The organism is Pseudoalteromonas sp. J2K-J979, from assembly GCF_058169715.2.
Genome location: NZ_CM200282.1, coordinates 842,119 through 856,656, shown reverse-complemented (window position 1 = coordinate 856,656; position 14,538 = coordinate 842,119). Strand labels below are relative to the sequence as shown.

General features: G+C 40.2%; 8 protein-coding genes. 5 read left to right on the top strand and 3 right to left on the bottom strand.

Annotated elements, in window-relative coordinates; all coding sequences use genetic code 11:
• Nucleotides 1-114 precede the first annotated feature (114 nt).
• The 4 genes from AC3KVK_RS20195 (at nt 115) to AC3KVK_RS20180 (ending at nt 7,211) form a co-directional block, all read left to right on the top strand.
• Entirely contained in the window at nt 115-1,326 is a 1,212-nt protein-coding gene (locus AC3KVK_RS20195) for an EAL and HDOD domain-containing protein (RefSeq protein WP_490310583.1), read from the top strand.
• Between the two features lie 104 nt (nt 1,327-1,430).
• A complete protein-coding gene (locus AC3KVK_RS20190) occupies nt 1,431-3,170 on the top strand; it encodes a phosphate ABC transporter substrate-binding/OmpA family protein (RefSeq protein ID WP_490310584.1) in 1,740 nt (579 codons plus the stop codon).
• A gap of 112 nt (nt 3,171-3,282) precedes the next feature.
• A complete protein-coding gene (locus AC3KVK_RS20185; RefSeq protein ID WP_490310585.1) occupies nt 3,283-4,029 on the top strand; it encodes a hypothetical protein in 747 nt (248 codons plus the stop codon).
• Nucleotides 4,030-4,169: 140 nt separating this feature from the next.
• Nucleotides 4,170-7,211, top strand: coding sequence for a methyl-accepting chemotaxis protein (locus AC3KVK_RS20180; RefSeq protein WP_490310586.1), 3,042 nt, complete (start codon nt 4,170-4,172; stop codon nt 7,209-7,211).
• A gap of 1,123 nt (nt 7,212-8,334) precedes the next feature.
• Here the strand turns inward: AC3KVK_RS20180 and AC3KVK_RS20175 are convergent.
• Nucleotides 8,335-9,939 (bottom strand): isocitrate lyase, encoded by a 1,605-nt coding sequence (locus AC3KVK_RS20175; RefSeq protein ID WP_490310587.1) that lies wholly within the window; start codon nt 9,937-9,939, stop codon nt 8,335-8,337.
• Nucleotides 9,940-10,206: 267 nt separating this feature from the next.
• Between AC3KVK_RS20175 and AC3KVK_RS20170 the strand changes: the two genes are divergently transcribed.
• Complete coding sequence (locus AC3KVK_RS20170; protein ID WP_490310588.1) at nt 10,207-12,414, top strand: malate synthase G; 2,208 nt, start codon at nt 10,207-10,209, stop codon at nt 12,412-12,414.
• Between the two features lie 429 nt (nt 12,415-12,843).
• Here the strand turns inward: AC3KVK_RS20170 and AC3KVK_RS20165 are convergent, their stop codons facing one another.
• On the bottom strand, nt 12,844-13,566 hold the full coding sequence (locus AC3KVK_RS20165; RefSeq protein WP_490310589.1) for a YebC/PmpR family DNA-binding transcriptional regulator: 723 nt from the start codon (nt 13,564-13,566) through the stop codon (nt 12,844-12,846).
• 384 nt (nt 13,567-13,950) lie between these two features.
• A complete protein-coding gene (locus AC3KVK_RS20160) occupies nt 13,951-14,388 on the bottom strand; it encodes a hypothetical protein (RefSeq protein ID WP_490310590.1) in 438 nt (145 codons plus the stop codon).
• Nucleotides 14,389-14,538: the final 150 nt, after the last annotated feature.

The window sequence follows — 14,538 nt, the reverse complement described above, 5'->3', positions numbered from 1 at the left end:
TCATGTAAACGTCACGTTTTTCCGCGGTAAGTTGTGAATATAGATTCGCAAAAAAGCGGCGAAGCGGCTATTTTTAATCTTTGATTTATCTGTTTTTTTTGCAAGGAAGAATGCGTGAAAGTGTATACGGCTCGCCAAGCAATTTTTAATCGTAAACAGCAAGTTGTGGCGTATGAATTATTATTTCGCGATGGCCATAAAAATGCGTTTCCAAATGTCGAAAGCAATCAAGCAACTGCAAAGTTGATGTTAGATAGCCAGTTTAATCAGGGGCTAAAAGCCATCACTTCAGGAAAAAAAGCCCTCATTAATTTTCCGGAGCAAGCTTTATTAGATCTTTTACCTAGCTTGCTTCCTGCTGATTTAGTCATTATTGAAATTTTAGAAGATGTCCGTCCATCTGATGAAGTGTATCAGGCTTGTTTATCACTATTCCAACAAGGCTATAAACTCGCTTTAGATGATTTTGAATATCAACGAGGTTGGCAACCTTTTCTAAAAATCTGTCGTCTGGTTAAGATTGATATTATGGCCACCCCACTTAATACCATTGCACCATTAATAACGAAGCTTAAGGCTTTGCCAAAAATGAAAATTCTGGCTGAAAAAGTCGAAACTCACGAAGAGTTTGAACAAGCAAAAGCGATGGGGTTTGATTTTTTCCAAGGTTACTTTTTTTGCAAACCTGAAATAGTTGAACAAAATGATGTTGATAATAATCGTGCGACTATTTTAGCGCTTTATAATGAAGTATTAAAAACAGATATCAATTACTGCACTTTATCGGGGTATTTTGAGCATGATACGGCCTTAGCTTATAAATTACTCCGTTTTATAAACAGTGGACTTTTTCCTTTACGTGATCCAATTGATTCATTAAAACAAGCGCTCATTTATTTAGGTGAAGAACAAGTTAAAAAGTTTGTTTGCATGATACTCACAGCTCATCTAGCCCAAGACAAGCCATCTGAACTGACCGAGTTATCGATTATTCGAGCTCGTTTTTGTGAATTGGTGGCACTTAAAATTGCTCCAGCTAGCAGCGGCAGCGCGTTTTTATTAGGCCTTTTTTCGTTAATCGATGCAATTTTGGATAAGTCGATGGATGATATTTTACATTCTTTGCCGATTAATGAAGAAGTCAAAGCGGGCCTCTTAGAAAAGCCCGGATTAATGTCGGTCTTGCTTAATTTAATTAAAGCTTATGAATCAGGAAGTTGGTGGGCTAGTAAAAAAGCCTGCCAACAAGCTCGTCTGGATGAGGATGTACTGCCGAAATTTTATGAGCAAGCAATCTCGTGGGCTGATGCGTATAAGCAAAATTAGTATTTGATTGTGCGCATAACTGTAAACCCCCTTTACAGTGTCATAAAAATGCCATTATATTTTTTTACTATGCGGCCTAACTTTTAGGAACGAGGGCCAATTGGGTGGATAATCAAAATAACGCACATGTATCAGAGCATGAAGTCGAGTTGCTGAGTTTATTTAAATCATTACAACAACTATCACATAATCAATTTGAAATTACGATTTCAAGTGACAAAATGTTAGTCGATGATGAATATCGCAACTTAGTTTTTACAGAGTTATATGAACTCAATCACCCTGAATTTACCTTAATTATTGATCGATGTCGTTCACTGTATAATCAAATCAACACTGAGGCGGTGATGCATACTGCAGCGCAAGAAGTGATGACTAAACAATCAAACGTTGATAGAAAGTCAATTTTAATGATGGCCACAGGCGTGGTGTTATTATTGATTATGGTGATGTTTTACTTCTTTTTTTCTGAGCCGGGCACTGCAACAGAAAATGCACCAGCGATTACGCCGCCAGCTATGCTCTCAACCATTGAGCAAACAGCTCCTGTATCTCAGCAGTCTTTACCCGTTGTGGCTTTACCTACCCGCGCAGCTAAAACAGCGTTTACTTTACATGGCTCAAATACGATAGGTGAAAAACTTGCACCAGCTTTAATCGAAGCGTATTTAGCCACGCAAGGCGCTAAAAACTTAATTTGGAAACAAGGTGACAATGCGGTTGAGCGCTCAGTACAGTACAGTCTAAATGGCGAAGTTTTACAGATTAACCTACAAGCACACGGCTCGACGACTGCATTTAAAGGGCTGGCAGCTGGCGCTGCAGATATTGGAATGGCCTCGCGTCGCGTGAAATCATCAGAAGTGGACTCATTGAAAGTGGCGCTGGGAGACTTAAGTAAAGTGGGTAATGAACATATCATTGGTCTTGATGGACTAGCGGTGATCGTTAACCAAAACAATCCAATTAGTAAGATATCGACCGACACTTTAGCGAAAATATTTGCGGGTTCGATTACGAATTGGTCGCAAATTGGTGGCCCCGATCTGGCGATTAACCTCTTTGCTCGCGATTTAAAGTCGGGGACTTGGGATACTTTTAAAAATTTAGTGCTGAAGAAGTTTGATTTATCATTAGCTGACACCGCAACACGTTTAGAATCGAGTACGGAGCTCTCTACCTTAGTATCGCAAGACGAAGGTGCAATTGGCTTTATTGGGCTCAATTATATTCAGTACAATAAAGCGTTAGCAATTTCTGAAGGTGCAGGCACTAGTGCTATCTTTCCAACACGTTTTACCATAGGCACAGAAGATTATGCGCTAGCGCGGCGGCTGTATTTATATACTCCTACCATTGCCAGTAATCAAGTTAAGGAGTTTGCACAATTTGCCATTTCGACAGAAGGTCAGGCGATTGTTGAACAAACGGGTCTTATTTCTCAAAATATTAAAGTCGAAAATGTATACCCGATGGAAGAAGCACCTGCGGTTTATAATCGTTATGCGGATATAGGAAAGCGCTTGTCGTTAAACTTTCGTTTTAATTATGGTGACCAAGACCTCGACAACAAAGGCAAACGTGATTTGGAGCGTTTAATAGAGTTTATGGAACAAAATCAAGGCCGCAGACTTGTATTAATGGGTTATTCAGACAGCATTGGTGCCAAAATCAAAAATACTCAGTTATCACTTAATCGTGCCAAAGCAGTAGAAAAAGAACTCGAAGCTCGCGGGATCCCGGTGATGGCAGTTGAAGGACTTGGTGAAGCATTGCCTGTTGCCAATAATGACAACGAAGTGGGCCGTGAGCGAAACCGTCGCGTAGAAGTCTGGTTACTGTAAGGCTCTAGGCGGATTCGCTTATTGATAAAAAAGGGACGGTAGTGCCCTTTTTTCATTTTTTTGTCATAGAGAACGCTTAGAATGCAGCCATCAAGTTTAAGGAGCAAGAGTGATGTTTAACGTAATTTCTGACAAAAATAATATTGTGGCTGTTTTTCAATCTTACTCAGTGACGCAGGCGTTAGAAGTTAAATATAACGTACAAAAGGTACTGGCAAACTTAAACATTCCTTCTGAAGCGTTATTGGCAAAAATGCAAGCTGAAGGTCTGTCACTTGATGACTTTGATTTACAGCCAAAACGGAATGATCAGCACAGTGCTGACTCTGTGTTACGCAGTCATTTAAAACCCCTTTTTCTCGATTTTGCTCATTTGAATGAGGTTGTTTCAAACTTAAGCATCAAGCAAGCGATGGTGATACGTGATATTTTAACTGCAATGTTGCCTCACTTAAAATTGCCTTCGGAAAGCTTATTGACTGAAATGGAAAAAGAAGGACTATCACTTCATAAATTGGGTGTTAAAAATTCAGCGCCGCAAGCGACCGTATCAAATAGTAAACTGGCACAAACAAAGTCACTGTTAGGCCAAGCATTACAACAAGATTTAAGTGCTTTGTCATTGCAACAACAAGTCGCAGCTGCCAAAGTAAAACTAAACAGCCAGATCGATCAACAAGCAATAGCACGTAAAAAAGCATTGTTAGGATCTGCGTTAGCGGATCCAAAGTTAAGCTCGAATGTAACACCGATTAAAGCGGCTTGTGAGCTGAGTTTGGTGAAACCAACCGCAGAGCTATGCGACAGTAACGAGACGACTTCACAGCAAGAGGCATTAGATAACTCATTAGCATGCTGAGTGATTAATTCAATTTATTGTGCTATAAAAGTGACTTAACTGCGTGCTATTACGCTATTTTTATTAAATCGACTAGTCTTTATTCCTATGTGTAATTTAATGTGCATCATCGTTATGTTTAGCACAATTAGGATGTGGATATGGGCTCTATTAAAGCGAAACTCCTTAGCGTCGTTTTAGGCGGTTTATTTACGATTGTGGCTGCGGGCTCGCTAGCCGTGTACAATTTTCATCTGTTAATCCTCGATTTTGATTTGGTTATTAAGCAGCAGCTTGATGCGCGAAATCACACTAATAAAGTACTAAGCGAATTTAAAACGCAGGTGCAAGAGTGGAAAAACGTCTTGATCCGTGGCCATGACGCCGCCCAATTTGACAAATACCTCAACCGCTTTATAAAAAATGAAGAGTCAATTCAGCTGCAAATCGATAATTTGCTTGCGAGACCTTATTTATCTGCTTCCAGTTTAGAGATGTTAAAAGAGTTTAAGCATGAACACGCGAAGCTTGGCGGTCTTTACCGTGAAGGCCTTAAAGAATTCAAACAGGCACAGTTTAATACACAAGCTGGCGACAGTGCGGTGAAAGGCATTGATCGCGCATCGGCGACTTTGCTTAATACTCTCAGTGAACAAATCGCCATTCAAGCAGATGAAGAAGTCATGTATATAGAAGCGAAAGCTCAACAATTGGTGTATTACACCATCATGGCGGTGTTGATTTTATTACTGTTTACCACGTCGGTGGTGATATTTTATATCCAGCGGTTTGTTACTTCTCCGGTTAAGCGTGCCTCTGATGTTGCCAAGCAAATTGCTCAAGGAAATTTACATAATACGATTACCGTAAAAACAAATGATGAAATAGGCAGTTTATTTGTTGCTTTAGACAGTATGCAAACCAATATCCGCGAGATTCAAGCGGACTTAACTGTTCAAATGGAGCAACAAAAACACAAAGCAATAGAGTCAGGTCGAATTAAGCAGGCGCTTGATAATGTCTCGGCTAATGTCATGGTGACCGATCCTAGTTATACCGTTATCTATGCCAATCAGGCAATGTGCCAAGTGTTTAACGAAATGGAAAGTGAATTAACCTTATTGCTAGGGCAATTTAATGCTCAGCAATTGTTAGGGACGTCACTCAATAGTATTTTTGCTCAGCAAACACAACACTCCCTATTATTATCCGCAGCCCAACAATCTATAGAAGTCGAAATTACTGTGGCTAAGCGTATTTTTAATCTCGTTGCGAGCCCTGTTAAAGATAAGGATGAGCACATAATAGGGGTGGTTTGGGAGTGGGATGATTTGACAGAACAGCGAGAAGCGGAACTTCAGGTTTCGACCATCATTAATGCGGCAAAAAAAGGAGAGCTTTCGACACGCCTTGATACCAGTCGGCTTGATGGTTTTATGGTGGTATTAGCGCAAGGCATCAATGAAATGCTCGATGCGATTGTCGCGCCTATTCAGTTGACTGCAAGTTATATTGACCAAATAGCACAAGGCGATATACCTAAGAATATTTCCACCGATTACCATGGTGATTTTAATCAAATTAGAAATAGCTTTTTAACTTGTACAGATGCCATTGGCCTATTGATCGCTGATACCAATATGTTGGTCGAAGCCTCAAGTAAGGGGTTGCTAAAGCAACGAGCTAAAGCCGAGTTGCATAAAGGCGATTATAAAACAATTATCGCAGGCTTTAATCAAACATTAGATGCCATCGTTAAACCGATTGAAACCACTAGTCATTATTTAAATCAAATTGCACAGGGGCATATACCTTCAAAAATGAGTGATGATTATCAAGGCGATTTTATTCAAGTCAAAGACAGCCTCACTGAGTGTGCACGGGCGATTAATGCCTTGATCAGTGATACCCAATACCTGGCTGATTCGGCGATTAAAGGACAGCTTAATGAGCGAGTTGATAGCAGCCAACATCAAGGTGATTTTGCAAGTATTGTTCAAGGTATTAATCATACCTTAGATGCAATAGTCCAACCGATTAATCTTACTGCGAATTATTTAAATGAAATTTCACAAGGGATCATACCAGAGCAAATTAGCGATCAGTTTGAAGGAGAGTTTGTTCAGGTACGCAAAAGTTTAGTTCGTTGTACTTCTGCTGTGCAGCAACTGCTTTCGGACTCTTCTTTGCTAGCCGATGCCGCGGCTGCTGGAGACTTGGCTGTCAGAGCCGATCACCAGCAACACTTGGGTGAATTTGCAAATATCATTACAGGGTTTAACGCCACTCTCGATGCGATTACCCAGCCTTTGAATGAGTGTCAGCAAGTGATTGGCGCCCTTGCACAAGGGAACTTGATGATGCGGGTTGATGGGGTATATCGAGGTCAATTTAAAGAGCTTCAAGAAAGTGTTAACTCAAGTGTGGCAAACTTGGCTGCATTAGTCGGACAAATTGACCAGACTGCGGTAAAAATCACGTTATCTTCAACGCAGATTTATCAAGGGGTCACTGAACTGAGCCATCGGACAGAATCACAAGCGAGCTCAATTGAACAAACAACGGCCTCGGTTAGCGAATTGACAGCAACCGTGAATTTAAATGCCAGTAATGCAGAGAATGCGAGTCAATTAGCGACGCAAGCGAACACCCGAACTCAACATGGAGAAGCGTTATTAAATAAAACCGTATCTGCAATGCAGGCTATTAGCCATAGCTCAGACGAAATATCAAAGATCATTCAGGTTATTAATGAAATAGCTTTTCAAACGAACTTATTAGCACTAAATGCGGCCGTCGAAGCAGCTCGTGCTGGTGATAAAGGTCGTGGCTTTGCGGTGGTTGCAGCAGAAGTTCGTCAGCTTGCACAGCGCAGTGCGCAAGCATCAAAAAGTATTGGTCAATTGATTAATGACAGTGTCGCTAAAGTGAAGCATGGCATGGAATTGGTTGACGATTCTGGCGTGACGCTCAAAGGCATTTTAGGTGCTGTCCAAGAATTGAGTCGGTTGATGAATAACATCGCATCAGCTAGCAAAGAGCAATCTAATGGAATTAGTCAAATAAATGATGCCATCAAATTAATTGAAAAAATGACCTATCAAAATAATGAGCTGGTTGAAAATGCCGGTGCTTCAAGCTCTGAGTTAGAGCAGCAAGCATTACAGATGAAAAAACTTATGGGTCAATTTGTCGTGGCGTGAAATCAGTAAGTTAAATCAAATAGCCCGTGTAATAACGGGCTTTACTCACCCCTTTACAAAGCATTTTTTTACTAACCCTTTAGCTTTATTCTGTGGCTGATTTAAACCCTGCAGGCATATTGTTTAAAACAAAAAACTCACATAAACAGTGTTACTGAGTGTTTATCTGGCTCATAAAACCTCATTGTTTGTATTTATTATAAATGCCATGTTTGGTGTTAATGTTAACCATTTTTCTCATGAATGGTTAAACGCTTTTCTTTAAAGCGTGTCATCCAAACCGATTTTTTACTAACTGTTTCGGATACGGGCTCTACATTTTAGAAAATATTCTCGATTGTCTGGTTGGCCTGTTGCGATGATTAATCTCAGAACTGGATAAATGGTTGATAATCGTGTGCTGAAGTTGATTAAGCTTGTGTAATATTGGCTACTTACTTTGCTTGCGCTCGAATCTGTTGGGATATTGGGGCGCTTTTCTTAGTAAAATATTGATCTCTGTGGTGAGCGTGGTTAATTCACTTAGTTAAAATATGATCTGATTTCACAAATGCGCCCAGTAAATCTCTCCAAAAATAGCATCATTTTGTAGATTGCTCGGCCTAGTTAGTAAAAATATGATCCCTATAATCCTTGTTACGCCATAATGAGTCATAAAATGTAAAGCAACTGTTAACTAGTCGGTGATGATCTTCATTTTAATGCTTTGTCTGAGTAAATCAGTGAGTAAAAAACTGATCTAGGCGATCTTACTCTATCTACACGCAATGTTAGTAAAATCGTGATCTTGTAAGTCTGTTTGTTAGTAAAATTGTGATCTGAACGGTCTCGCAGTTAGTAATATAATGATCTTAAATATCAGTGTGTTTCAGTTTTTTCCTTTATATTCAGGTTTCTAGACTACTAATGGAGTTATTTGCTGATGATAAAGGCAGGAGAAAGGTTTTTAAGCGCGTAGATCTGTGAATATTCAATTTTTAGCTGCTAAATCATTGAGTGAATACATTATGCTGCATCCTAATTTTGATGTTAGTAAAAATATGATCTGAGTAATCATCAGGTATAAAAAAAGGCTGTTGCCAGCCTTTTGAACACAGTTAGGAAATAACAGCTTTTACATCAATTAGAATTGATTCATTGTATTCGCTTCACCACCGGCTTTTAGGGCATTCTCACCTGAGAAGTACTCTTTGTGCGTGTCACCGATGTTTGACCCCGCTAAGTCTTGATGTTTAACAGAAGCTTGTTCACGACGAATTTCTTGACGCTGTACATCACGAACATAAGCTAACATGCCTAAGTCACCAAAGTAGCCTTCAGCTAAAATATCCGTGCTTAATGCAGCTGTATGGTAAGTCGGCAGTGTGATTAAGTGATGGAAAATTCCCGCTTCCATTGCGCCATCACGTTGGAAGTTTTGGACTAATACATCGGCTTCTTTAGCGAGTTCTGTACTGTCCATTTCACTGGTCATTAGTGCTTTAGCATCAAGGCTTGGATCAGGGTAACCACTTACGTCTTTACCGGCATCTTGCCATTGCTGGTACACTTGTTCACGGAATTTAAGCGTCCAGTTAAATGAAGGCGAGTTGTTATAGACTAATTTTGCATTGGGGACTGTTTGCTTAATTTCATTCACTAATTCAGCTATTTGTTTAACATGCGGCTTTTCCGTTTCTATCCATAGTAAATCCGCTCCTGATTGTAGGCTAGTGATACAGTCGAGAACCACGCGTTGTTTTTCGGTTCCCTCTCTGAATTGATATAAGCCATTATCTAATCGCACAGGTTTGACTAATTGACCATTTAGTTTGATGGTCATATCACCTTCATTAAGGTCTTCAGGGCCATTTACTGGGCTTGTTTCAAGGAAGCTATTGTACTGACTCGCTAAATCACCAGGAGTACGAGAGACTGGAATTTTTTGCGTCAGGCTTGCACCTAAAGAGTCCGTACGAGCAACAATCACTCCATCATCGACACCGAGTTCTAAAAATGCATAACGGACGGCGTTAATCTTCGCCAAAAAGTCTTCATGTGGCACGGTTACTTTACCTGCTTGATGGCCACACTGTTTTGCATCAGACACTTGGTTTTCGATTTGGATACAGCAGGCACCGGCTTCAATCATTTTTTTAGCCAGTAAATACGTGGCTTCTTCATTGCCAAAACCGGCATCGATGTCTGCAATAATAGGCACGATGTGAGTTTCGAAATTATCAATCTTATTGATCACCGCATTCACATCTCCGCCGTTGGCGCGAGTTTGATCTAATTCTTTGTAAAGGTGGTCTAATTCACGCGCGTCGGCTTGTCTCAAAAAGGTATAGATTTCTTCTATTAAATTCGCAACCGCTGTTTTTTCATGCATGCTTTGGTCAGGAAGTGGGCCAAAGTCAGAGCGTAATGCGGCGACCATCCAGCCACTTAAATACACGTAGCTTTTCTTGGTGGTTTTTTGGTGGCGCTTTACGGCCATCATCATTTGTTGTGCTGTAAAACCATGCCAACAGCCAAGAGATTGGGTGTAATTGCTGTGATCTTGATCATAATCAGCCATATCTTCACGCATAATTTTTGCGGTGTATTTAGCAATATCCAAACCCGTACGAAAGCGGTTTTGTAAGCGCATACGGCTGGCATATTCAGGGTTTATAGCATTCCATGCTGAACCTTGGATTTGGCATAAGGTACTGATGTGATCAATTTCTTGTTGATAGTTAGACATAATTTATTTCCTTCAAACGGGTAGTATTATTTTTTCAGCGCATAAGTGAGAGGCGCTTAACTTGGGTGTTAAATCAACACTAGGCTGTTTTGAGGTGATTTAGTTAATTTATACTTGTTATCATCAGTATTTCGCTGGTGAATGGTTTTTATGGGGCAAATTCGAGCTTTTTTAGTTTATACGCGTTAGATTAAAACCATAAAAAGCACTCAATGGTAAATGGAGTTGGGTGTGATCTCTCACAGCAAGATTGAAAGGTAGCGATTTATGAATGGCACACAAGACACTTCCCTCTCTAAGCGTATTGAGCATGCAGGATTGCGCATTGATCCCACTTTATACCAATTTATTAACCAAGAAGCCTTAGCAGGACTATCGTTGTCAGCAGATGATTTTTGGCATGGATTTGCACAAATCATCAATGAGTTAACGCCAATTAATCGGGGTTTATTAGCTAAGCGCGACCAACTTCAATCGCTCATTGATACCTACCATCAGCACAATCCGAGTTTGAATGCCGAACATTATCGTCAGTTTTTAACGGATATTGGTTATCTAGCCCCTGCAGTGACCCCTTTTGAAATCACCACTGCTAATGTTGAGCCCGAAATTGCCTCTCTCGCGGGTCCTCAGCTTGTCGTGCCCGTTAGCAATGCTAGATTTGCGCTTAATGCTGCAAATGCGCGCTGGGGTTCGCTCTACGATGCGCTGTATGGCACGGATGCTATTAGCGAAGAAGATGGCGCAGAAAAGTCAGGGATGTATAACCCTGTACGTGGTAAAAAAGTGATCCGTTATGGCCGTGAGTTTTTAGATACTGCTCTGCCTCTGTCTACTGGCTCACATTGCGATAGCACCAATTATTCTATTAATAACAACCAATTATTAGTAACTCTTGAAGATAGCCGCCAAATATCATTGGCTGAACCCGATAAGTTATGTGGCTTTGTTGGGCAGTCACAAAACCCCAGCACTTTATTATTCAAAAATAATGGACTGCATTTCGAAATTCATCTCGATCATGCCAGTGCCATCGGCGGCTCTGATCCGGCAGGGATTAAAGATATCGTGCTTGAAGCTGCGCTAACAACGATTATGGACTGCGAAGACTCAGTGGCGGCTGTCGATGCAGAGGATAAAGTACAAGTTTACCGCAATTGGTTAGGTTTGATGAAAGGCACGCTGACAGAAAAACTCGAAAAAAATGGTCAAACTATTGAGCGTCAATTAGCGCCAGATCATGTTTATACTAACTTGACTGGCGAAACTTTCTCGTTAAAAGGTCGCAGCATGATGTTTGTCCGAAATGTGGGCCATTTAATGACCAACCCGGCTATTTTAGATGCATCGGGGGAAGAAGTGTTCGAAGGGATAATGGACGCTATGATCACTTCTGTTGCCGCGATGCATGATCTGAATGGATTAAGCCAGTTTAAAAACTCCACTGCAGCAAGTATTAATATCGTTAAACCAAAAATGCATGGTCCAGACGAAGTGGCATTTAGCCATACACTATTTAGTAAAGTCGAAGATGCCCTTGGGCTGCCCCGATTCACTTTAAAAATGGGCATCATGGATGAAGAACGCCGCACGACAGTGAACCTTCCTCAATGTATTTATCAGGCTAAAGAGCGTGTTGTGTTTATTAATACTGGCTTTTTAGATCGTACCGGTGATGAAATTCATACCTCGATGGAAGCGGGTGTGGTTGAGCCTAAAGCAAATATCAAAGCGGCTAAATGGATTCAAGCATACGAAAATTGGAATGTGGATGTAGGTTTGCGCGCTGGACTGAGTCATAAAGCACAAATTGGCAAAGGGATGTGGCCGATCCCTGATCATATGGCTGCGATGATGCAACAAAAAATAGCTCACCCACAATCGGGTGCCAATACGGCTTGGGTGCCCTCCCCTACTGCCGCCACATTGCACGCAATGCACTACCATCACGTTGACGTGTTTCGAGAGCAAGATAAAATTATGCAGCGCCCTTTAGCGTCTTTGGATGATATTTTGACCCCTCCCCTTTGTGCAGATGTCAACTCTCTTACGCCTGAGGTCATTCAAGCTGAACTCGATAATAATGCGCAAGGGATCCTTGGTTATGTTGTCCGCTGGATTGATCAAGGAATTGGCTGTTCAAAAGTGCCCGATATTAATAATATAGGATTGATGGAAGACCGCGCCACGTTGCGAATTTCGAGCCAACACATGGCTAACTGGCTACGTCACGGAGTTTGTTCTGAACAGCAAGTCATCGAGACCATGAAGCGTATGGCCAAAATCGTCGATCAACAAAATGCACAGGATCAGAATTATACTAACATGGCTGGTTCAGATCAGAATTTTACTAACAATATCGCTTTTCAAGCGGCTTTAGAGTTAGTGTTAGCAGGAGTGAATCAACCTAATGGGTACACTGAGCCTGTTTTGCATCGTTCTCGTCGTAAATTGAAACAAATAATTAATCATTAAGCCCTATTTATTTGATGTTTAAAGCCATGACTAGTAATAGCATGGCTTTTTTCATGCTTGTTGTAATAATTTTGTAAAGGGGGTTTACAGTTTCTGAAATGTGCAATTAGCTAGTAAAAAAATGATCTGAATCTGCCTAATTATTGAGAAGAGTTGATAAAAGCATGATCTAAAAAACAGTGAGTTAGTATTTTTTTGGATTGTGATACAAAAATTAATAGCCTTAAGGAGAAAATGAAGACTAATTTGATTTATTGAGATAATTTTTGCACGTTTTTTGAACTAAAAAGACATAAAATGGATTTTAAAATAGGGAAATTAATTGAGAGTGTTCACTTAGTAAAAGTCTGATCTTTATGTTCTTTAGCTAGTTAAATCGTGATCCAAAAAAAGCCGAGTAAAAAACTCGGCTCTCTATAAGGTGAATTATTAGTCTTTAATAATCGCATTGTGGTAAACGTTTTGTACGTCATCACAATCTTCAAGCATCGCCATAAATTTTTCAAATACCGGAATATCGTCGCCTGAAATTTCAGTGCTTACCTGCGGTACAAAAGTAATTTCATCGATTTCAAACGTTGTATCAGGAAACGCTTCAAGCAAGGCTGTTTTGGTTTTGAAATACTCAGTATGCGGAGCAAGTACCGAAATCATATCGTCGTCTTGCTCAACGTCAGTCACATCGACATCTGCCATCATCAGGGCTTCAAGTACGGCATCTTCATCATCGCCTTTAAAGCCTAAAATAGCCAAATGATCGAATGAATGAGCAGCTGTGCCTGGGCTACCAATCTTAGATTCCGTTTTTGTAAAGGCTAAGCGTACATCTTTAATCGTACGGTTTGGATTATCAGTTAAACAGTCAACAATCACCATGCAGCTACCTGGGCCGAACCCTTCATAACGCGCAGGTGAATAATCTTCGCCCCCTACCCCTTGGCTTTTCTCAATGGCTTTTTCGATAACATGAGTAGGGACTTGGTCTTTTTTAGCTTTATCAATTAAACGACGAAGAGTCAGGTTGGTATCAGGATCAGGGCCACCACTTTTTGCTGCTACGTAGATTTCTTTACCGTACTTTGAATTAACTTTGGTCTTAGCGGCCGCCGTTTTCATCATTGAACCTTTACGAACTTCAAATGCTCTGCCCATCTTAATCACTCTTCATGTTGGGAAAATTAAATTGCCCCGATTTTACCAAGTGATTTAAATCAGGGCTAGTAGGTTAATAAATTTCTGGACAGTTATTTACACAGAAATGTTAAAAAACGTCTATTTAACATAATGTATAGAGTGGATGATTCGCGGGATGTAAAATAGTTGTTGGTTAGTGTTTGTCTGTATTGGATTTTGAGTCTAACCAACCATCGAGACTATGCTTGGAACGACCCAATAAAATTTCATAATGCCCATCTTTTTCTACAGTGCTGAAAGAATAAGCTTTATCAGAATAGCCCAGTTCTTCGAGTGTTTGACCTATTTTAACTCCATAATTAAAGCTAGTTACGGCAGATGAAGGTATGCGAATTAGGCATGTTATCTCTTTGCAATCAAAGACTCTGGATTAAATGAGGCTAACACTTCATGAGAATAAAAAAGATCAGTCAATATAGCTTCTTGTACTGGAGCCCATTCAAAGTCATAGTTTTGATCTGCAAAGGGTATGTAGGTTTGCTGATGGGGTTCTGCAGATCCTGCTAATTGCTTATCTTCAGCATCAGCTCTTTCTGTATGGTGATTGTCAGCTTTAGTGGTCTGAGTTGTAAAGCGATTTACCTCAGTTGAGTATTCTTGTGGGAGGGGAGCCTGGTTTATTTCATGCTGCTTAGGTATTACTTGTGCTTTTTTTAAATCATTAGGTGTGGCTGTTTGTATTTGCTTAAGATTGGTATCGTTTAAATCTATATTGCTAGTGATGATACAACCGACAAATATTCCTGTAATAAAATAAGCAAGATTTGTATATTTTTTCATAAAACTCCAAGTGGTGGAATAACGAAGCTAACATGCGTTACCCCAACCTGAATTAAACGACTTTTTCATCTTCCTTTATACTACTTGTGCCAAAAAAAGCACATCAGTTCCTTTATTGGGTCAATGGTTGTTTATCACCTTTTACCTTAA

Excerpts from the sequence above, each read along its gene's own strand:
- AC3KVK_RS20185 (WP_490310585.1), top strand. The coding sequence starts at position 3,283 with ATGTTTAACGTAATTTCTGACAAAAATAATATTGTGGCTGTTTTTCAA.
- AC3KVK_RS20180 (WP_490310586.1), top strand. The coding sequence starts at position 4,170 with ATGGGCTCTATTAAAGCGAAACTCCTTAGCGTCGTTTTAGGCGGTTTA.
- AC3KVK_RS20175 (WP_490310587.1), bottom strand. The coding sequence starts at position 9,939 with ATGTCTAACTATCAACAAGAAATTGATCACATCAGTACCTTATGCCAA.
- AC3KVK_RS20170 (WP_490310588.1), top strand. The coding sequence starts at position 10,207 with ATGAATGGCACACAAGACACTTCCCTCTCTAAGCGTATTGAGCATGCA.
- AC3KVK_RS20165 (WP_490310589.1), bottom strand. The coding sequence starts at position 13,566 with ATGGGCAGAGCATTTGAAGTTCGTAAAGGTTCAATGATGAAAACGGCG.
- AC3KVK_RS20160 (WP_490310590.1), bottom strand. The coding sequence starts at position 14,388 with ATGAAAAAATATACAAATCTTGCTTATTTTATTACAGGAATATTTGTC.